General features: G+C 73.9%; 14 protein-coding genes. 5 read left to right on the top strand and 9 right to left on the bottom strand.

Going from position 1 to position 17,705, the window contains the following annotated elements; translation table 11 throughout:
- Positions 1-21 precede the first annotated feature (21 nt).
- The 8 genes from ACFVTF_RS30315 to ACFVTF_RS30350 form a co-directional block, all read right to left on the bottom strand.
- Complete coding sequence (locus ACFVTF_RS30315) at positions 22-873, bottom strand: fumarylacetoacetate hydrolase family protein (protein WP_350879621.1); 852 nt, start codon at positions 871-873, stop codon at positions 22-24.
- Between the two features lie 207 nt (positions 874-1,080).
- On the bottom strand, positions 1,081-2,289 hold the full coding sequence (locus ACFVTF_RS30320) for a serine/threonine-protein kinase (RefSeq protein WP_371517140.1): 1,209 nt from the start codon (positions 2,287-2,289) through the stop codon (positions 1,081-1,083).
- A gap of 93 nt (positions 2,290-2,382) precedes the next feature.
- Positions 2,383-3,384: an ABC transporter substrate-binding protein gene (locus ACFVTF_RS30325; protein ID WP_387817514.1), complete on the bottom strand. Its 1,002-nt coding sequence runs from the start codon at positions 3,382-3,384 to the stop codon at positions 2,383-2,385.
- Between the two features lie 92 nt (positions 3,385-3,476).
- Complete coding sequence (locus tag ACFVTF_RS30330; protein ID WP_371517142.1) at positions 3,477-4,268, bottom strand: amino acid ABC transporter ATP-binding protein; 792 nt, start codon at positions 4,266-4,268, stop codon at positions 3,477-3,479.
- Positions 4,265-5,374, bottom strand: a complete 1,110-nt coding sequence (locus ACFVTF_RS30335; RefSeq protein ID WP_387817515.1) for an amino acid ABC transporter permease — start codon at positions 5,372-5,374, stop codon at positions 4,265-4,267. Before ACFVTF_RS30335 ends, ACFVTF_RS30330 begins: the two co-directional genes overlap by 4 nt.
- 28 nt (positions 5,375-5,402) lie before the next feature.
- Positions 5,403-6,353 (bottom strand): ABC transporter substrate-binding protein, encoded by a 951-nt coding sequence (locus ACFVTF_RS30340; protein WP_387817516.1) that lies wholly within the window; start codon positions 6,351-6,353, stop codon positions 5,403-5,405.
- Positions 6,354-6,363: 10 nt separating this feature from the next.
- Positions 6,364-6,876 (bottom strand): GNAT family N-acetyltransferase, encoded by a 513-nt coding sequence (locus ACFVTF_RS30345; RefSeq protein WP_371517144.1) that lies wholly within the window; start codon positions 6,874-6,876, stop codon positions 6,364-6,366.
- A complete protein-coding gene (locus ACFVTF_RS30350) occupies positions 6,873-8,042 on the bottom strand; it encodes an LLM class flavin-dependent oxidoreductase (RefSeq protein ID WP_387817517.1) in 1,170 nt (389 codons plus the stop codon). Before ACFVTF_RS30350 ends, ACFVTF_RS30345 begins: the two co-directional genes overlap by 4 nt.
- A gap of 660 nt (positions 8,043-8,702) precedes the next feature.
- Here ACFVTF_RS30350 and ACFVTF_RS30355 point away from each other — a divergent pair.
- From ACFVTF_RS30355 to ACFVTF_RS30365, 3 genes are all read left to right on the top strand, one after another.
- Positions 8,703-9,698, top strand: a complete 996-nt coding sequence (locus ACFVTF_RS30355; protein WP_387817518.1) for an amino acid ABC transporter permease — start codon at positions 8,703-8,705, stop codon at positions 9,696-9,698.
- Positions 9,695-11,746, top strand: coding sequence for an FAD/NAD(P)-binding protein (locus ACFVTF_RS30360; RefSeq protein WP_387817519.1), 2,052 nt, complete (start codon positions 9,695-9,697; stop codon positions 11,744-11,746). Before ACFVTF_RS30355 ends, ACFVTF_RS30360 begins: the two co-directional genes overlap by 4 nt.
- A 176-nt stretch (positions 11,747-11,922) precedes the next feature.
- Positions 11,923-14,208, top strand: a complete 2,286-nt coding sequence (locus ACFVTF_RS30365; RefSeq protein ID WP_387817520.1) for an FdhF/YdeP family oxidoreductase — start codon at positions 11,923-11,925, stop codon at positions 14,206-14,208.
- A 53-nt stretch (positions 14,209-14,261) separates the two neighbouring features.
- Here the strand turns inward: ACFVTF_RS30365 and ACFVTF_RS30370 are convergent, their stop codons facing one another.
- Positions 14,262-15,881 carry an NlpC/P60 family protein gene (locus ACFVTF_RS30370; RefSeq protein ID WP_387817521.1) on the bottom strand — a complete coding sequence of 540 codons (1,620 nt, stop codon included), beginning with the start codon at positions 15,879-15,881 and terminating at the stop codon, positions 14,262-14,264.
- A gap of 333 nt (positions 15,882-16,214) precedes the next feature.
- On the opposite strand from ACFVTF_RS30370, the gene ACFVTF_RS30375 reads away from it, so the two are divergent.
- Positions 16,215-17,399, top strand: a complete 1,185-nt coding sequence (locus ACFVTF_RS30375; RefSeq protein WP_387817522.1) for an anion permease — start codon at positions 16,215-16,217, stop codon at positions 17,397-17,399.
- Positions 17,400-17,425: 26 nt separating this feature from the next.
- The gene (locus ACFVTF_RS30380) at positions 17,426-17,677 is read left to right on the top strand and encodes a hypothetical protein (RefSeq protein WP_387817523.1); all 252 of its coding nucleotides are present in this window, start codon (positions 17,426-17,428) and stop codon (positions 17,675-17,677) included.
- The last annotated feature ends 28 nt before the right edge of the window (positions 17,678-17,705 follow it).

The raw sequence follows: 17,705 nt of genomic DNA on the forward strand, positions 1-17,705 counted from the left end.
CGGTGCCGCGCCGGCGGGGAGTTACGCCCTGCCGAGCACCTGCCGCTGGCGGCCGAGGCCCTCGATCTCGATCTCGACGATGTCGCCCGGGGCCAGGAACGGCGTGCCGGGGTGGCCCAGGGTGACGCCGGCCGGGGTGCCGGTGACGATCACGTCGCCCGGCTCCAGGACCATGAACTGGCTGACGTAGCGGACCAGTTCGAGCACCGGGAAGATCATCTTGCCGGTGTTGCCGTCCTGCCGCAGCCCGCCGTTGACCCACAGCCGCAGCGGCAGCTGCTGCGGGTCGGCCACCTCGTCCGCGGTGACCAGCCAGGGCCCCAGCGGGGTGAAGGTCTCCGCCGACTTGCCCTTGTCCCACTGGCCGCCGCGCTCGAACTGGAAGGCCCGTTCGGTGACGTCGTTGGCGATCGTGTAGCCGGCGATCACCGCCGCGGCCTCCTCGTGCCCGGCCAGGTAGCGGGCGGTGCGGCCGATCACGACGGCCAGCTCGGCCTCGTAGTCGGTCTTCTCGCCGCCGCGCGGCACCAGCACCTCGTCGTACGGGCCGACCACGGTGCAGCTCGGCTTGAGGAAGATCACCGGCTCGTCCGGGGCCGCGACCCCGGCCTCGGCGGCGTGGTCGCGGTAGTTGAGCCCGATGCCGACCACCTTTCCCGGGCGGGCGACCGGCGCGCCCACCCGCTGCCCGGCGAGGTCCACCCGGGGCAGCGCCCCGGCGGCCACGTCCCGCGCCAGGGCGGCGGTGTCCAGCCCGGCCAGGAAGGCCCCGTCAATGTCCCGGGCACGCCCGGAGAGGTCGTACCCGATGCCGTCCTGGCCCAGCACGACCGGGCGCTCGGCGCCCGGGGGTCCGACGCGGAGGAGCTTCATCGATCCGTCACCAGCCTTTTCGTCGCAGCTCGCCGGGGCGGCCGAAGACACCGCACCCGACTCCGGCAACGAGGTATATCAACGCCACCGGCCGTGAACCAGACAGTCCCGGTGGGCGGATTCCTATCAATTCCCACAGTCGCCGCAGACGCCGAATCAGCGGCCCGCACGGTTGACAGCCTCCCGCCCGTACGGCGCCGAGGGCCCTCAGCCGCCCTGCGGGCCGCCGCCGAGCAGGCCGGCCAGGCTCAGCGCCCGCGGCCGGCCCGGCCCGCTCCGGGCGGCCTCCCGGAGCCAGCGGTCCAGGTCGCGCAGCGCGTCGGCCCGGACGTCCGGTTCGGCGGCCGGCTCCGCGGCCAGCTCGCGCAGCAGCGCGACGGCGGTGCCCGGGCTGCCGTCCTGGGCCAGCCAGATGGCCAGGTCGTGGCAGGTGCGCAGGGTGCGCGGGTCGGCCGGGCCGCAGATCCGGGCGAGGTCGGGGATGAGGGCGGTGAGCATCTCGACGGCCTCCCCGGGGGCGCCCTGCGCGCCGCGCCGCCAGGCCTGGTCGGCCCGGCGGCGCAGCTGCTCCGGGCTGGGGTCGTCCGGGCGGAGCACCCCCGGCCGGATCCGGCGCAGCCGTTCCAGCACCTCGGCGGCGGTGGCCGGCCGGTCCGCGGGCCGCTTGGCGAGCAGCCCGGCGACCAGGTCGGCCAGCGCCGGATCGGTGCTGCGCACCCGGGGCGGGGTCTCCTCCAGGTGCTTGTACATGTACTCGGCGGCCGAGGAGGCGCGGAACGGGCGCCGCCCGGCGCAGAGTTCGTACAGCATGACGCCGAGCGCGTAGAGGTCGGCCCGGCCGTCCACGGCGGCGCCGGACCAGCACTCGGGCGCCAGGTACGGGACGGTGCCGACCACGCTGCCGGTGGAGGTGAGCACCGCGGACTGGGTGAGCAGCCGGGCGATGCCGAAGTCCAGCACCTTGGCCTTGCCGCCCGCGTCGACCATCACGTTCTCGGGCTTGATGTCGCGGTGGACGACGCCCGAGCGGTGCGCGGCGTCCAGTGCCTTGCAGACCTGGCGCATCCACTTCAGCGCGGCCTCCTGGTCCGGGACGCCGTCCTTGAGGATGTCGGACAGGGCCCGGCCGCGGACGAGTTCCAGCACCAGGTAGTGGGTCCCCCCGGCGGCGGTCGTGACCAGGCCGTAGTCGTACACGGTCACGATGTGCGGGTTGGAGAGGCCGCCGGCCGTGCGGGCCTCGCGGACGAACCGCCCGACGGCCTCCCGGTCGGCGGCGTGCTCCGCCAGCAGCAGCTTGACCGCGACCTCGCGGTCGAGCCGCTGGTCGGTCGCCTTCCAGACCACGCCGAAGCCGCCCCTGCCCAGCCACTCGTCCAGCCGGTACCGGCCGTCGAGCACCTCCCCCTGCTGCATGTCCTCCCCCAAGTCCGCCGTGTCCGGGCGGTGTTCGCCGCCGGAGGGGTCACCATAGCGGCGGGGGGCGGCGAACGGGTGAACGGACGGGCCCTACGGCTTGGGCAGCCCGGGCGGGTTGACCTCGGAGGCCGGCACCGCCTCGTTGTCCAGGCCCCAGCGCTTGAGCACCTGGCCGTAGCTGCCGTTCCTGATCACCTCGTTCAGCGCCCCGTTGAGCGCCTGGACCAGCCCGTTGCCCTTGCGGGTGGTCGCGGCGATCTTGCCGAGGACGTCCGCGCCGCCGCCCGAGTAGGTGCCGACGATCTCGGTCTCGCCGGTCTGCGCGACGTGGAAGGCCAGGCTGGGATTGGGGCCGACGTAGGCGTCGATCCGGCCGGAGGAGAGCGCCAGGTAGAACTCGGTGCCCTGGAAGTACTTGATGTCGATCGGCTTGAGGCCGTTCCTGGTGTTCTCCTCGCTCCAGGAGATCAGCAGCTTCTCCTGGTTGGTGCCGGAGGAGACGCCGACCGACCGGCCCGCCAGGTCCTTGGCGCCGGCGACCTTGAGGCCGCTGCCCTTCCTGGCCTCGAAGCCGAGGACGTCCAGCCGGTAGGTGGCGAAGTCGTACTTCTCCTTGCGCGCCTCGGTGACGGTGATGTTGGAGAGGCCGACGTCGTACTTGCCGCTGTCCAGGCCGACGAAGATGTTCTCCCAGGAGACCGGGTTGAACTCGACCTTGAGGCCGAGCACGTTGCCGACCAGGGTGGCGATGTCCGGCTCGACGCCGATGATGGTCCTGTCGTCGTTGGCGTAGAAGTCCAGCGGCGGGGTGGTGCCGAGGGAGTCGACGACGGCCAGCGTCCCCTTCCTCCTGATCTCCTCGGGGACGAGCGCCGCGATGGCGTCGACCTTGGCCGTGGTCACCCGGTTCTGGTCGGCCGTCAGGTTCACCACGGCGCCGTTCGGCGCGATGCTGCCCTTGGCCGGGGCGAGTTCCGCCGTGGCTCCCGAGGACGCGCCGCCGCAGGCGGTCAGGGCGAGGGCGGCGGCGAGGGCGCCGGCGGCGGCGAGGGCGCCGGCGGCGGCCACCAGGGCGCGACGGGGTAGGGGCATGGCGGAACTCCTGCTCGGTGAAGGGGGTTTCGGTGCGGTGGGAAGGACCGGAGGCCCTCGGCTCGGGACGCCTCGACTCAGGACGCCTCGGCTCAGAGCACCTTGGCGAGGAAGGCCCGGGTGCGTTCGTGCCGGGGGCGGTCCAGGACTTCGGCCGGCGGGCCCTGCTCGACCACCACGCCGCCGTCCATGAAGACGACGGTGTCGGCGACCTCGCGGGCGAAGCCGATCTCGTGGGTGACCACGATCATGGTGGTGCCGGTCCGGGCGAGGTCCTTGATGACGTCCAGCACCTCGCCGACCAGCTCCGGGTCGAGCGCCGAGGTGGGCTCGTCGAACAGCAGCACCTTCGGCTCCAGGGCCAGCGCCCGGGCGATCGCCACCCGCTGCTGCTGGCCGCCGGAGAGCTGCCGGGGGTACGCGGCGGCCTTGTCGGCCAGCCCGACCCGCTCCAGCAGCGCCAGCGCCGTCGCCCTGGCCTCGGCCCGGGGGCGGCGCAGCGCGGCGATCGGCGCCTCGACCAGGTTCTCCAGCACGGTGAGGTGCGGGAACAGGTTGAAGTTCTGGAACACGAAGCCGATGTGGGTGCGTTGGCGCAGCACCTCGCGCTCCTTGAGCTCGTACAGCCGGTCGCCGGAGCGCCGGTAGCCGATCAGCTCGCCGTCGATGGCGACGTAGCCGCCGTCGAGCTTCTCCAGGTGGTTGATCGCGCGCAGCAGCGTGGACTTGCCGGAGCCGGACGGGCCGAGCACCACGGTGACCGAGCCGGCCGGGACGTCCAGGTCGACGCCGCGCAGCACCTCCAGCGGCCCGAAGCTCTTGTGCAGCCCGCGGACCTGCACCATCGGTGCGGCCGCCGGTCCGGTCCTGGTGAGCGTGGTCATCGACGTCCTCCGGTGGTGCCCGCGGTCGCTGCGCGGGTGGTCGGCGTGCGGGTGGTCGGCGTGCGGGCGGGCAGGCTCCGGACGAAGGCCCGGGCGCGCTGGAGCGGGGTGGGCGGCGGGGTGCGCTGCGCGCCGCGGGCGAAGTAGCGCTCGACGTAGTACTGGCCGATGGACAGCACCGTGGTCAGCAGCACGTACCAGACGGTGGCGACCATCAGCAGCGGCACCACCCGGCCGGTCCGGCCGTAGACCACCTGGGCCTGGTAGAAGAGCTCGCCGATGGCCATCACGTAGACCACCGAGGTGCCCTTGAGCAGCGAGATCACCTCGTTGGCGGCGGACGGCAGGATGCCGCGCATCGCCTGCGGCAGCACGATCCGCCAGCTCTGGCGCCAGCGCGGGATGCCGAGCGCGGTGGCGGCCTCCCGCTGGCCGGCGTCCACCGCGATGACGCCGCCGCGGATGATCTCGGCGGCGAACGCGGCCTGGTGCAGCCCGAGGCCGAGCACGGCGGCACCGAGCGCGCTCAGCACGCCGACCGTCTCGAAGTCCCCGAAGGTCGGGCCGAACGGGATGCCGATCCCGAACCGCTTGTAGAGGTACGACAGGTTGAACCAGAACACCAGCTGGACGATCAGCGGGATCGAGCGGAACACCCACACGTACGCCCAGGCGACGGACTGGAGGATCGCGCTGCGGGACAGCCGCATCGCGGCCACCACGGCGCCCAGCAGGAAGCCCAGCCCGGTGCCGTAGACGGTGAGTTCGAGGGTGCGGCCGACCGCCTGGACGATCGTGTCGGCGGTGAAGTAGAGCCGGAAGGTGGCCCAGTCCCAGCCGGGGTTGGTGGCCAGGCCGTGGGCGAACTGGGCGAGCACGACGAGGGCGGCGACCCCGATCCCCCAGCGCCAGGGGTGCCGGGCGGGGACGGCCCGCAGGCCGGCCAGTTCGTCGAGGTCCAAGCCGGGGCCGGGGCCGGGGCCGGTGCCCGGACCGGGATCGGGTCCGGACGCCGGTGCCCGCTCGGCCCGGGCCTTGGCCGAGGCCTGGGCTTGGGCCTGGGCCTGGGCCTGGGCCTGGGAGGTCGCGGTGGTGCTGGCGGTCATCGGGGGGCTCCTTCGGCAGACCCGGGGATCACTGGTGTTCGGGCGGGCTGATCAGGGACTCCTTGATCGCCGATTCGGCGACCCCCCACTTCCTGAGGATCCGCTCGTACGTCCCGTCCTTGATCAGCTGGTTGACCGCCGCCTGGAACGCCGGGGTGAGCTTCGAGCCCTTCTTGAACGCGAAGCCGACGTCCAGCCGGTGGAACTCGCCGAGGAAGCGCGTCCCGGAGGCCTCCTGCGCGGCCTGGTAGCGCAGGCCGTTGATGGTGGACATCAGGACGTCGACCCGGCCCTGCTGGAGGCCGGTGAGCACGGCCCCGGGGTCGCTGAACGCCCTGACCTCGTACGGCTTCTTCCCGGCGTCGGTGCAGGCGGTGCGCTTCGCGTTCAGCGTGGTCTCGAAGGTGGTGCCGGCGCCGGTGCCGATGGTCAGCCCGCAGAGCTGGAGCAGGTCGGTGACCGGCTGGACGGCCTGGTTGTCCTTGCGGACGGCGAAGCCCTGGCCGTCGTCGATGTAGGTGACGAAGTCGATGGTCTTCAACCGGGCCGTGGTGACCCCGAAGTTGCCGGTGCCGACGTCGAACTTGCCGCTGTCCAGGGCGGGCAGGATGGTCTCGAAGGCGGCCTCCTGGCGCTGCACGGTCAGCCCGAGCAGCCTGGCCACCGCGTCGGTGAAGTCCACGTCGATCCCGGCCGGCTTCTTGGTGGCCTGGTCGGCGTAGAAGGCGGTGGGCGGCGAGCCGAAGGACGCGCCGAAGGTCAGCGTGCCGGCCTTGCGGACCTCCTCGGGCAGCAGCGCGGCGGCGGCGTCCGACTTCACGAGGCCGGAGACGACGTCCTGGGAGACGGCGGTGGCGGCGGGCCCGCTCGCCCCCGCCGGGCCCGCGATCTTCGGGTCCGAGCCGCACGCGGCCAGCGCCAGCACCGGCAGCAGGGCGGTGGCCGCGAGCAGGCGGCGGCGGACGGTGGTGCTTCTCACGGGGGGCCTTTCAGGGGGTCGGAGCCAGCACCGGCAGGTGCTTCTCGAAGGGGAGCGGGCCGATCGTCAGGGGATCGGCGGCGACGTCGAACAACGGGGTGTAGCCGGACGCCAGGTAGAGGCCCCTGGCCTCGGGCTGGCGCGGGCCGGTGGTGAGGTAGACCCGGGTGTAACCGGCGGCGGCCGCCGTCCGCTCCAGTTCGGCCAGCACCCGGCGGGCCAGGCCGCGGCGGCGGTGCGCGGAGTGCGTCCACATCCGCTTCAGCTCGGCGGTGCGCTCGTCGTACCGCTTGTACGCGCCGCCGGCGACCGGCTCGCCGTCCTCCAGCAGGAGCAGCAGGACGCCGTGCGGCTCGGCGAAGGCGTCCCGGGGGTAGCGGGTCATCTCCTGGTGCGCCTCGGGGCCGTAGCGGCTGACGTACTCGTGGGTGAGCTCGCGCAGCAGCGGCTCGACCAGCGGGTCGTCGATGGTGACCCGGCGGAACCCGGCCGCCGGGCCGGCCCACCGGTCCGGAGCGCTCACGCCTGCACCGCGATCAGCTGGTGCCGGTCCCGCTCGGTCCGCTCGGCGTGCTCGGCCGCCGCCGCGGCCTTGGCGGCGTCCCGCTTGGCGACCTCCTCGCGGACGATCGGGATGACGTGGCGGCCGAAGTCGATCGCGTCGTCGAGCAGGTGGTAGCCGCGGGCGGAGAGGATGTCCACGCCGAGGTCGTAGTAGTCGAGCAGCGCCTCGGCGACCGTCTCCGGGGTGCCGACCAGGGCGTTGGAGTTGCCGGCCCCGCCGGTGGCCGCGGCGGTCGGGGTCCACAGCGCGCGGTCGTAGCGCTCGCCGGCCTCGGCGATCTCGATCAGCCGCTGGGAGCCGGTGTTCTCGGGTGTCACCGCCCCGAGCGGGCGGCCCCGGCGGACGAGCTCCCCGGACTCCCGGCGGGCCCTGATCGCGGCCACCGTCCGGTGCGCCTTTTCCCACGCCAGCTCCTCGGTCGGCGCGATGATCGGCCGGAACGCCACCTGGATCCGCGGCACGTCGGTGCGCCCGGCGGCCCGGGCCGCCTCCTTCACCCGCTCGATCTGCTCGGCGGTGCGGGCCAGCGGCTCGCCCCACAGGCAGTAGACGTCCGCCTCGGCGCCGCCGGCCGCGTAGGCGGCGTCCGAGGAGCCGCCGAAGGAGACCCCGGGGCGCGGCTGCTGGACGGGGAAGACGTCGGAGACGAAGTCGTTGAAGCGGTAGTGGGCGCCCTCGTGGTCGAAGGGCTCCCGGCTGGTCCACGCCTTCTTGACGATGCCGATGTACTCGCGGGTGCGCTCGTAGCGCTCGTCCTTGGACAGGAAGTCGCCCTCGCGCTGCTGCTCGTGGTCGCTGCCGCCGGTGATGAAGTGGACGGTCAGCCGCCCGTCGCTGATCTGGTCCAGGGTCGCGAAGGTCTTGGCGGCGAAGGTCGGGTAGGAGACGTTCGGCCGGTGCGCCAGCAGGATCTGCAGCCGGTCCAGGTGCGAGGCGAGGAAGGCCGCCGCGGCCGCGGGTTCCGGGGAGCCGGCGCCGTACGCGAAGAGCACCCGGTCCCAGCCGTGGTCCTCGTGGGCCCGGGCCAGCCGCAGGGTGTAGTCGCGGTCGAAGGCTGCGGTGGAGCGGGGGGTGGTCTCCGAGCCGTCGCCGGTGGCGGCGATACCGAGGAATTCGACGGGCATGGCGGAACCTTTCGGGGTGAGCGGAGTCCGGTGGACTGCGGGTGGGCAGGCCGGAGCCGGCCGGGGCGGGGCGGCCGTGGACACGGGTGCGCGGCGGGCGCCGACGGTGGGGTCGGCGCGCGCACGGCGGGAGGAGGTGGGAGGCAGGCGTGGACGAGGGAGTACTGCCGGAGTTCAGTGCGCGGTCGTCGGACGGCAGCGTGCGCCTGGGACGCCGTCAGCTACGGACGGCTGGTCCCGGCCCGCGGCGGGGCAGACCGAGGGAGGGCTCCCCGCGGGAGATCAGGGCCGGACGGGCGGCCCGCTGCCGGGTCAGCCGCGACACGCCGCGGACCACACCCGACCGAAGTCGATGTGGTCGCGGGTGACCAGGGGCTGCTCGGCGTACATGGCCTCAAGTTGAACAGCCTGCCAAGTGGTCCGTCAACCACCCATCATTGCCGCTCTGTTGCGATCTCCTGTCGCCCTGCGACCGGTCCGCGCCGGGCCCCGGTCGGGGCCCGGACCACCCTTGACAGCCGTCGATCGCGCATGCGTACGATCACGGCGGAGTGCAGTGCACAGCGCCGGCCGTGTTGAGGGACACGGGCCGGTGCGACGGCCGTACGTGACCACACCCGTACCTCCCGCCCGCCCGCACCTCCGCCAGGAGCCGCCGCCATGGCCAGCCCGCAGGACCTCCTCCCCGCCCGCTCCACAGCAGCCCCCGCCGGCGCCCCCACGGGCGCCGGCGCCACCGACCGCCCCGGCCCGCCGCCCGACCCCGGCGCCCGGATCGTCGCCCGCCGCCGGCCCGGGCAGTGGGTCTGCGCCGGGATCGCGCTGCTGCTGGCCGCGATGGCCGTCAACTCCGTGGTGCGCAACAAGGCCTTCCAGTGGGACGTGGTCGCCGACTGGTTCACCGCCGGGTCGGTGCTCAACGGCCTCACCCTGACCCTCTGGCTCACCGCCGTCACCCTCGCCCTCGGCTTCGTCCTCGGCACCGGCCTCGCCGTCATGCGGATGTCCGGCAACCCGGTGCTGCGCACGCTGGGTTGGGGCTACATCTGGATCTTCCGCTCCACCCCGCCGCTGGTGCAGCTGCTGTTCTTCTTCAACATCGGCGCGCTCTACCCGACCCTCGGCCTGGGCATCCCGTTCGGCCCCGAGTTCGTCACCGTCAAGACCGTCAACCTGATCGGCCCCACCCTGACCGCCGTGATCGGCCTCACCCTGCTGGAGACCGCGTACGCCGCCGAGGTGATCCGCGGCGGCATCCTGTCCGTCGACCGCGGCCAGCTGGAGGCCGCCTCGGCGCTCGGCCTCGGCCGGTGGCGGGTGCTGCGCCGGATCGTCGTCCCGCAGGCGATGCGCTCGATCGTGCCGACCGCCGGGAACATGCTGATCAGCGCGCTCAAGGGCACCAGCATCGTCAGCGTGCTGGCCGTCTCCGACCTGCTCTACTCGGTGCAGCTGGTCTACCTGCAGTCGTACCGGGTCATCCCGATGCTGGTGGTCGCCACCATCTGGTACCTGGTGGTCACCACCCTGCTGTCCGTCGGCCAGTACTACGTCGAGCGCCACTACGCCAAGGGCGCCACCCGGGACGGCCTGCCGCCCACCCCGCTCCAGCGGGCCCGGGCCGCCCTGCGGCGGCTGCGCGAGGTGGCGGCATGAACACCCTCGTGATCGTCGGCGCGGGCCCGCGGGGCACCGGGCTGCTGGAGCGGATCGCCGCCAACGCGGCCGAACTCCTTCCCGCCGAAAGGCCGTTGCACGTCCACCTGGTCGACCCGCACCCGCCCGGCGCGGGCCGGATCTGGCGCCACGAACAGTCCCCGCTGCTGCGGATGAACTCGATGGCCGAGGACGTCACCATGTTCACCGACGAGCGCTCGACCATCGACGGGCCGGTCCGCCCGGGCCCCTCGCTGGCCGAATGGGCGCTCCGGCGGCGGGAGTTCGCGCCCTACCGGGAGGTCGCCGACCCGGCCGTCCGGGCCGAACTGGACACCCTCGCGCCCACCGACTTCCCCACCCGCCGGGCCCAGAGCGCCTACCTGGACTGGGCGTTCCGCCGCGCCGTCGCCGACCTGCCCCCGCACGTCACGGTCACCGTGCACCGGGACACCGTCCGGCGGATCGACGGCCCGCCCGACGGCCCGCAGACCGTCCACCTCACCGGCCGGACGCTCACCGCCGACCACGTCGCCCTCACCCTCGGCCACCTCGACTCCGCCCCGCACCCCCGGTACTCCGCCGACGCCGACTTCGCCGCCCGGCACGGCCGCTTCCACCTCCCGCCCGCCTACTCCGCCGACGCCGACCTGGACGGCATCGCCCCCGGCGAGCACGTCGTGCTGCGCGGCCTCGGCCTGGCCTCCGTCGACCTGGTCGCCCTGCTCACCGAAGGGCGCGGCGGCCGCTTCGAGCCCACCGGGGGCGGGCTGCGCTACCGCCCGTCCGGCCGCGAACCGGTGCTGTACCTCGGCTCCCGGCGCGGCGTCCCGTACCACTCCAAGACCGGCTACCGCCTCCAGGGGCCGCCCGCCCCGCTCCCCCGGTACTTCGACGCGGCCGCCGTGGACGCCGTCCTCGCCACCGGCGGTCCGCTCGAACTCCGGCGCGACTTCTGGCCGTTGATGGCCAAGGAGACCGCCTTCGGGCACTACCACGAGCTGTTCCACGCCCACCCCGGACGCACCGCGCTGCCCTGGCCGGAGTTCCTGGCCCGGTTCGACCGGCACGACTGGCACTCCCCCGACCTGGCCGCCCTGGTCGCCGAGGCCGTACCCGACCCGGCCGACCGGATCGACTTCGAACGGCTCGACCACCCGCTGGCCGGCCTCGAACTCGGCTCCGCCGAGGAGCTCCAGCAGTACCTGCGCGCCTACGTCACCGCCGACGCCGACCGCCGCGCCGACCCCGCGCACAGCGCCGACCTCGGCGCCTTCCTCGCCCTGCTCTCGCTGTTCGGCCAGCTCCCGCGCATCCTCGCGACCGGCCGGCTCACCGCCCGCTCGGTCGCCGAGGAGGTGGACGGGTGGTTCTTCGGCTACTTCAGCTACCTCGCCTCCGGCCCGCCCGGCTTCCGGCTGCGCCAACTGCTCGCCCTCTCCGAGGCCGGGATCGTGCACTTCCTGGGCGCGGGCGTCCGGGTCGAACGGGACGAGGCCACCGGCACCTGGCGGGCCGGCGGCGACACCGTGCCGGGCCACACCGTCACCGCCACCGCCCTGGTCGAGGCGTACCTGCCCAAGCACCAGCTGACCCGCACCCTCGACCCGGTGCTGCGCGAACTGCACCGCGCCGGGCGGCTGGTGGAGGAGGTGGTCACCGACGAGGAGTACACCCACCGCTCCGGCCTGGTCACCATCGCCCCCGGCGACAGCCGGCTGCTCGACCCGGCCCTGGGCGGCGCCCCGCACCCCCGGCGCACCGCACTCGGCCCGCACACCAGCCTGCGCGCCGCCGCCGCCTTCGCCCGGCCCCGCACCGACTCCCCGGGATTCCGGCAGAACGACGCCGCCGCCCGCGCGCTGCTGCGGGCGCTGGCCGCGCTCCCGGCCGCCGCCCCGGGGCCCGTCGACGATCCCCCGCCCGCCCGCCGCCGCCAGGGCACCCGTCTCGCCGCGCTGTCGGCGGTCGCCGCCCCTGCTCCGCCGTGCGGGCAGCGCACCCCGCCACCGCCGCGCCCGCCCTCCGGCCGGACGAGGGGGGCCTGAAGGCGGGCCCCGGGGTGGCCCGGCAGCGGGTTCGGGGCCCGAAGATCCGTTCGACCCCCCTCCCCCCGTCCGCACCCGGGTGGAAGGATGGGGCCCCGAGCCCCCGTGCCGAAGCGGCGGGCCCGGCGGCCCCGGTGTCGCGGCCGCCGGACGAGCAGAGCCGAGGAGAAGCGGTCATGGCCAAGCAGGCCCCGCAGAGCGACCCGGCGCAGGACGCCCCCGAGGTGTCCGCGCCCCAGCACGCGGCGGCCGGGCTGCCCGCGGTCGGCCACAGCCTGCGGATGGCCGCCGAGCAGATGGGCACCCTCCGCACCCTCGCCACGCTGCGCAAGGTCAACCAGCCGGACGGCTTCGACTGCCCCGGCTGCGCCTGGCCGGAGCCGGGCAGGACGCACACCGCGGAGTTCTGCGAGAACGGCGCCAAGGCCGTCGCCGAGGAGGCCACCGAGCGCCGGATCCGCGCCGAGTTCTTCGCCGCCCACCCGGTCGCCGAGCTGGCCGGGCGCTCCGGCTACTGGCTGGGCCAGCAGGGCCGCCTCACCCAGCCGATGCTGCTCGACGAGGGCGCCACCCACTACACGCCGGTCTCCTGGGACGACGCCTTCGCGCTGATCGCCGAGGAACTGCGCGCCCTGGACACCCCGGACGGCGCCGCCTTCTACACCTCCGGGCGGACCAGCAACGAGGCCGCCTTCGCGTACCAGCTGTTCGCCCGCCGGCTGGGCACCAACAACCTGCCGGACTGCTCCAACATGTGCCACGAGTCGTCCGGTTCGGCGCTCACCGAGACGCTCGGCGTCGGCAAGGGCAGCGTCAGCCTCAAGGACCTCTACCAGGCCGACCTGATCATCGTGGCCGGCCAGAACCCGGGCACCAACCACCCCCGGATGCTCTCCGCGCTGGAGCGCGCCAAGCGGGCCGGCGCCACCATCGTCAGCGTGAACCCGCTGCCGGAGGCCGGCCTGGAGCGCTTCAAGAACCCGCAGCACGCGCGCGGCCTGGTCGGCCACGGCACCAAGCTGACCGACCTGTTCCTGCAGATCCGCCTCGGCGGGGACCTGGCGCTGTTCCGCGCGCTCAACCGGATGATCCTGGAGCAGGACGGCGTCGACCGCGCCTTCGTCGCCGAACACTGCCACGGCTTCGAGGAGTTCGAGGCCCAGGCGGGCGCGACCGACCGCGCCGAGGTGCTCGCCGCGACCGGCCTGCCGTGGGAGCAGATCGAGGAGCTCGGCCGACTGGTGCTGGGCTCCCGGAAGATCATCGTCTGCTGGGCGATGGGCCTCACCCAGCACAAGCACGCCGTCCCGACCATCCGCGAGGTGGTCAACTTCCTGCTGCTGCGCGGCAACGTCGGCCGCCCGGGCGCCGGGGTCTGCCCGGTGCGCGGGCACAGCAACGTCCAGGGCGACCGGACGATGGGCATCTTCGAGCGGCCCTCGACGGCCTTCCTGGACGCGCTCGGCCAGGAGTTCGGCTTCGAGCCGCCGCGCGCGCACGGCCTCGACTCGGTGGACACCATCCGGGCGATGCGCGACGGCCGGGTCGGGGTGTTCTTCGCGATGGGCGGCAACTTCGTCGCGGCCACCCCGGACACCGACGTCACCGAGGCGGCGATGCGCCGCTGCCGGCTGACCGTGCACGTCTCCACCAAGCTCAACCGCTCGCACGTGGTCACCGGCGCCCGCGCGCTGATCCTGCCCACCCTGGGCCGCACCGACCGGGACGTCACCGGCGCCGGCGCCCAGTTCGTCAGCGTCGAGGACTCGATGGGCCAGGTGCACTCCTCGCGCGGCGGCCTGCGCCCGCCCGCCCCCGGCCTGCTCTCCGAGACCGCGATCGTCTGCCGGCTGGCCCGCGCCGTCCTCGGCCTCGGGGACACCGTGCCGTGGGAGGACTTCGCCACCGACTACGACACCCTGCGGGACCGGATCGCCCGGGTCGTCCCCGGCTTCGAGGACTACAACGAGAAGGTCCGCCGCCCCGGCGGCTTCACCCTGCCGCACGGCCCGCGCGACTCCCGGACCTTCCCCACCGCGACCGGGAAGGCCAACTTCACCGTCAACCCGCTCACCGCCCCCGAGGTCCCGCCGGGCCGCCTGCTGTTGCAGACGCTGCGCTCGCACGACCAGTACAACACCACCGTCTACGGCCTGGACGACCGCTACCGGGGCATCAAGGGCGGCCGCCGGGTGGTCCTGGTCAACCCGGCCGACGCCGCCGAACTCGGCCTGGCCGAGGGCGACTTCGTCGACCTGGTGAGCGAGTGGCGGGACGGCGTCGAGCGGCGCGCCCCGCACTTCCGGGTGGTCCACTACCCGGCGGCCCGCGGCGGCGCGGCGGCCTACTACCCGGAGACCAACGTGCTCGTCCCGCTGGACTCCACCGCCGACATCAGCAACACGCCGACCTCCAAGGCCGTGGTCGTCCGCTTCGAGCCGGACACCGGCGCCCCGGCGTGACGCACGCGAAGGCCGCCCGGTGTCCGTGGACGCCGGGCGGCCTTCGCCATGGCTCAGTTGCTGCCGAGCGGCAGTGTCGCGGTGGCGCTGCCCGGGGCCCCGGCGCTCGCCGAGCCGCTGGCGGCGGCGGTGCCGGTGCTGGTGCTGGTGCTGGTGGAACCCGGGGTCCCGGTGCCGGTCGGGGCGGGCGTCGCCGGGCCCGTGCCGGTCGGGGTGGGCGTCGCCGGGGTGCCCGTCCCGGTCGGGGTCGGCGTCGGGGTCGGGGTCGGCGTGGGCGTGCCGGGAGCGGTGGTGCCGGTGCCGGACGGCGTGCCCGGGTCGGCGGGCGTTCCGGTGCCGGACGGCGTGCCGGTGCCGGTGTCCGCGGGCGTGCCCGGGGTGGTGGCCGGCGTGCCCGGGGTGGTGGCCGGCGGGTTGGCGGGCGTGCCGGGGGCCGGGGCGGTCGGGACCTGGTTGGCCGGGCTGGGCGCGATCGGGGTGACGGCGTCCCAGCCGGCGGGCAGGTCGGGCACCTTCCAGCTGCCGCCGGCCTCGTCCGCCGCGCCGGACGGGTCGGGCCGCACCGCACCGAGGATCGGCATCGAGCCGATCGGCGACACCTTGATGACGGCGCCCGGCCTGGGGGCCTGGACGACCAGCCCGCCGCCGATGTACATCGCGACGTGCGTGGCGCCCTCGAAGTAGATGACCAGGTCGCCGGGGCGCAGCTGGTTCAGCGCGATGTGCGGGAGCTGGGCCCACTGCTCCTGGCTGGTGCGCGGGATCGGCAGCCCGGCGTGCAGCCAGGCCTGCGAGGTGAGGCCCGAGCAGTCGTAGGAGTCCGGCCCCGTGCCGCCCCACAGGTACGGCTTGTTGAGCTGGGCGAGCGCGAAGGCGACGGCGGTGCGGCCGGCCGCCGACGGGGTGCGCTCGCCCTTGCCGAGGACGCCGGAGGCGAGGAAGAGGAGCTGGGCCTCGTCGGCCTTGGCCTTCTCCAGCTTCTCCAGCTCGGTGCGCTGGGCGCCGGTGAGCGAGGAGACCAGCTGCTCGACGGAGGCGAGGTCGGTGGCGACCTTGGCCTTGGCGGCGTCCTGCTGGGTGACCAGCGTCTGGGAGGTCTTGAGCGCGTCCTCGGTCTGCTTCGTCAGGCCGGCGAGGGCCTCGCGGTCGGTCTTCAGCCGGTCCAGGAACTCGGACTGCGAGCGACTGGCGGCGGTGAGCAGTTCCGCGATGGTGACGGCCTCGTACGGGTCCTTGGAGAGCAGCAGTTCGGCGTAGGCGGAGGCGGCGCCGTTGCGGTACTGGGCGGCGGCGAGCTGGGAGGCGATGTCGGTGCCGGCGTCGACCTGCTTCTGCTGGCGGTCCAGCCGGCCCTGGAGGTCGGTGAGCGCGGCCTGCTGCTCGGCGACCTTGGCGACGGCGCCGTTGTACTGCTCGGTGGCGGTCTCGGCGCTCTGGTAGAGCGTGTGCAGCTGGTCGAGCAGGGGGCCGAGGGTGGCCTTGGCGGCGGCGAGCGGGTCGTCGCCCGGGCTGGCCGCGGTGATCGAGGCGCCCGGATCGGGGGCGGCGTACGCGGCCTGGGCGGCGAGCGGGAGGGCGAGCGCGGCGGCCGCGAGGGCGGCTCCGCAGCGCAGTGCCGCCCGCAGCCAGGGCCGTACGACCGCCGATTCAGTGCGCTGTGCAGCCCCACCCATGGGTTGGTCCTCCCCGCCCCAGCCGGTCACCGGCGTCCCCGGATCCCGCAGATCCTCCCACGGGTTACTCACCGGAAACAGGGCGCATCCGGACTGGGAGGTTAATTCTCGGTTGATCTGTGAGACAGCTCTCAGCAAACCGGAGCGAACCGGGGCGAACTTCGCTAATGTCCAGCTCAGCGCGACCGCCGACACCCCTCCGAAAGCTTCCGGACACCACCGGGACACCAGCGGAACCACGATTCCCGGCTCAGTTCACCTTCCGTTTACCAAACAGACCTACGGTCGCGACGACACCAACGTCCGTGCGACAACTACGACGATTGTTTGGGTATGGAACACATCTCGTTCCTGGTAGCCGTTGTGATCATCACGGCGCTCGCCTTCGACTTCACCAACGGGTTCCACGACACCGCCAATGCGATGGCCACCTCCATCGCGACGGGAGCCCTCAGGCCGAAGGTCGCGGTCACCATCGCGGCCGTCCTCAACTTCGCGGGCGCGTTCCTGTCCGTGAAGGTCGCCACCACCATCTCCGGCGGCATCGTCAACGAGAAGAGCGGCATCCACCCCGAGATCATCTTCGCCGCACTGGCGGGCGCGATCCTCTGGAACCTGCTGACCTGGCTGCGCGGCCTCCCGTCCAGCTCGTCGCACGCGCTGTACGGCGGCCTGATCGGCGCCACCGTGGTCGGCGTCGGCATGAACGGCGTCAACTTCGACACCGTCGTCTCCAAGATCCTGATCCCGGCGATCGCCTCCCCGCTGGTCGCCGGCCTGGCCTCCTGGGGCGCCACCAAGCTGGCCTACGCGATCACCCGCAAGGGCAACGAGGCCACCGCCACCAAGGGCTTCAAGACCGGCCAGATCTTCTCGTCCTCGCTGATCTCGCTCGCGCACGGCACCAACGACGCCCAGAAGACGATGGGCATCATCACGCTGACCCTGGTGTCGGTCGGCGCCCTGCCGCACGGCGCGCTGCCGCCCACCTGGGTGATCATCTCCGCGGGCGCCGCGATCGCGCTCGGCACCTACATGGGCGGCTGGCGGATCATCCGCTCGATGGGCAAGGGCCTCGCCGACATCAAGGCGCCGCAGGGCTTCGCCTCCGAGTCGGCCGCCGCGACCGTCATCCTGACCTCCTCGCACATGGGCTTCGGCCTCTCCACCACCCAGGTCTGCTCCGGCGGCATCATGGGCGCCGGCCTCGGCGGCCCGAAGGCCGAGCTGCGCTGGAGCCTGGTGCGCCGCATGGTCTACACCTGGGCGCTGACCCTGCCGGCCGCCGCGCTGGTCTCGGGCGGTGCCGCGCTGCTGGTCCGCCAGGGCACCTGGGGCATCGTCCTGGTGGGCGCCGTGCTGGTGGCCGGCTCCGGCGCAATGTGGCTGATCTCCCGCCGCCAGCCGGTCGGCGCGGACAACGTCAACGACGTCAACGACGTCACCCCGGTGGAGGTCCCCGCCACCGCCGCCCCCGCGAACGCCCCCACCCCCGCCTCGACCACGGTCGCGGCCTGAGCGCCGCAGGCTGAGGAGCACCCGCCATGCACATCAAGTGGAACGCCCTGGCCCAGACCGCCGGCGCCAGCTTCGGCATCACCGTCGCCGTGGTCTCCGTCTTCGCACTCGGCATCCTGGCCCTGTCCCGCCGCGAGGCCGCGCTGAGCGCCCGCGAGGGCGAGGCCGCCGCCCAGGAACCGGGGGGCGGCCGGCTGGCCCTGGCCGGCGCCTACGCCTGCTTCGGCCTCTGCGCCGCGGCCGTCGTCTACGGCCTGGTCCTGATCGCCGCGCCGTAGGGCGCGGTCCGACGGTTCCCGCCGTCCC

Origin of the sequence: Kitasatospora sp. NPDC057940 (genome assembly GCF_042887425.1) — a bacterium.
In the GTDB taxonomy this organism is placed as follows: domain Bacteria; phylum Actinomycetota; class Actinomycetes; order Streptomycetales; family Streptomycetaceae; genus Kitasatospora.

What these genes read in the sequence shown, in the direction of transcription:
- ACFVTF_RS30315 (WP_350879621.1), bottom strand. Translation starts at nt 873, where the DNA reads ATGAAGCTCCTCCGCGTCGGACCCCCGGGCGCCGAGCGCCCGGTCGTG.
- ACFVTF_RS30320 (WP_371517140.1), bottom strand. Translation starts at nt 2,289, where the DNA reads ATGCAGCAGGGGGAGGTGCTCGACGGCCGGTACCGGCTGGACGAGTGG.
- ACFVTF_RS30325 (WP_387817514.1), bottom strand. Translation starts at nt 3,384, where the DNA reads ATGCCCCTACCCCGTCGCGCCCTGGTGGCCGCCGCCGGCGCCCTCGCC.
- ACFVTF_RS30330 (WP_371517142.1), bottom strand. Translation starts at nt 4,268, where the DNA reads ATGACCACGCTCACCAGGACCGGACCGGCGGCCGCACCGATGGTGCAG.
- ACFVTF_RS30335 (WP_387817515.1), bottom strand. Translation starts at nt 5,374, where the DNA reads ATGACCGCCAGCACCACCGCGACCTCCCAGGCCCAGGCCCAGGCCCAG.
- ACFVTF_RS30350 (WP_387817517.1), bottom strand. Translation starts at nt 8,042, where the DNA reads ATGCCCGTCGAATTCCTCGGTATCGCCGCCACCGGCGACGGCTCGGAG.
- ACFVTF_RS30355 (WP_387817518.1), top strand. Translation starts at nt 8,703, where the DNA reads ATGGCCAGCCCGCAGGACCTCCTCCCCGCCCGCTCCACAGCAGCCCCC.
- ACFVTF_RS30360 (WP_387817519.1), top strand. Translation starts at nt 9,695, where the DNA reads ATGAACACCCTCGTGATCGTCGGCGCGGGCCCGCGGGGCACCGGGCTG.
- ACFVTF_RS30365 (WP_387817520.1), top strand. Translation starts at nt 11,923, where the DNA reads ATGGCCAAGCAGGCCCCGCAGAGCGACCCGGCGCAGGACGCCCCCGAG.
- ACFVTF_RS30370 (WP_387817521.1), bottom strand. Translation starts at nt 15,881, where the DNA reads ATGGGTGGGGCTGCACAGCGCACTGAATCGGCGGTCGTACGGCCCTGG.
- ACFVTF_RS30375 (WP_387817522.1), top strand. Translation starts at nt 16,215, where the DNA reads ATGGAACACATCTCGTTCCTGGTAGCCGTTGTGATCATCACGGCGCTC.
- ACFVTF_RS30380 (WP_387817523.1), top strand. Translation starts at nt 17,426, where the DNA reads ATGCACATCAAGTGGAACGCCCTGGCCCAGACCGCCGGCGCCAGCTTC.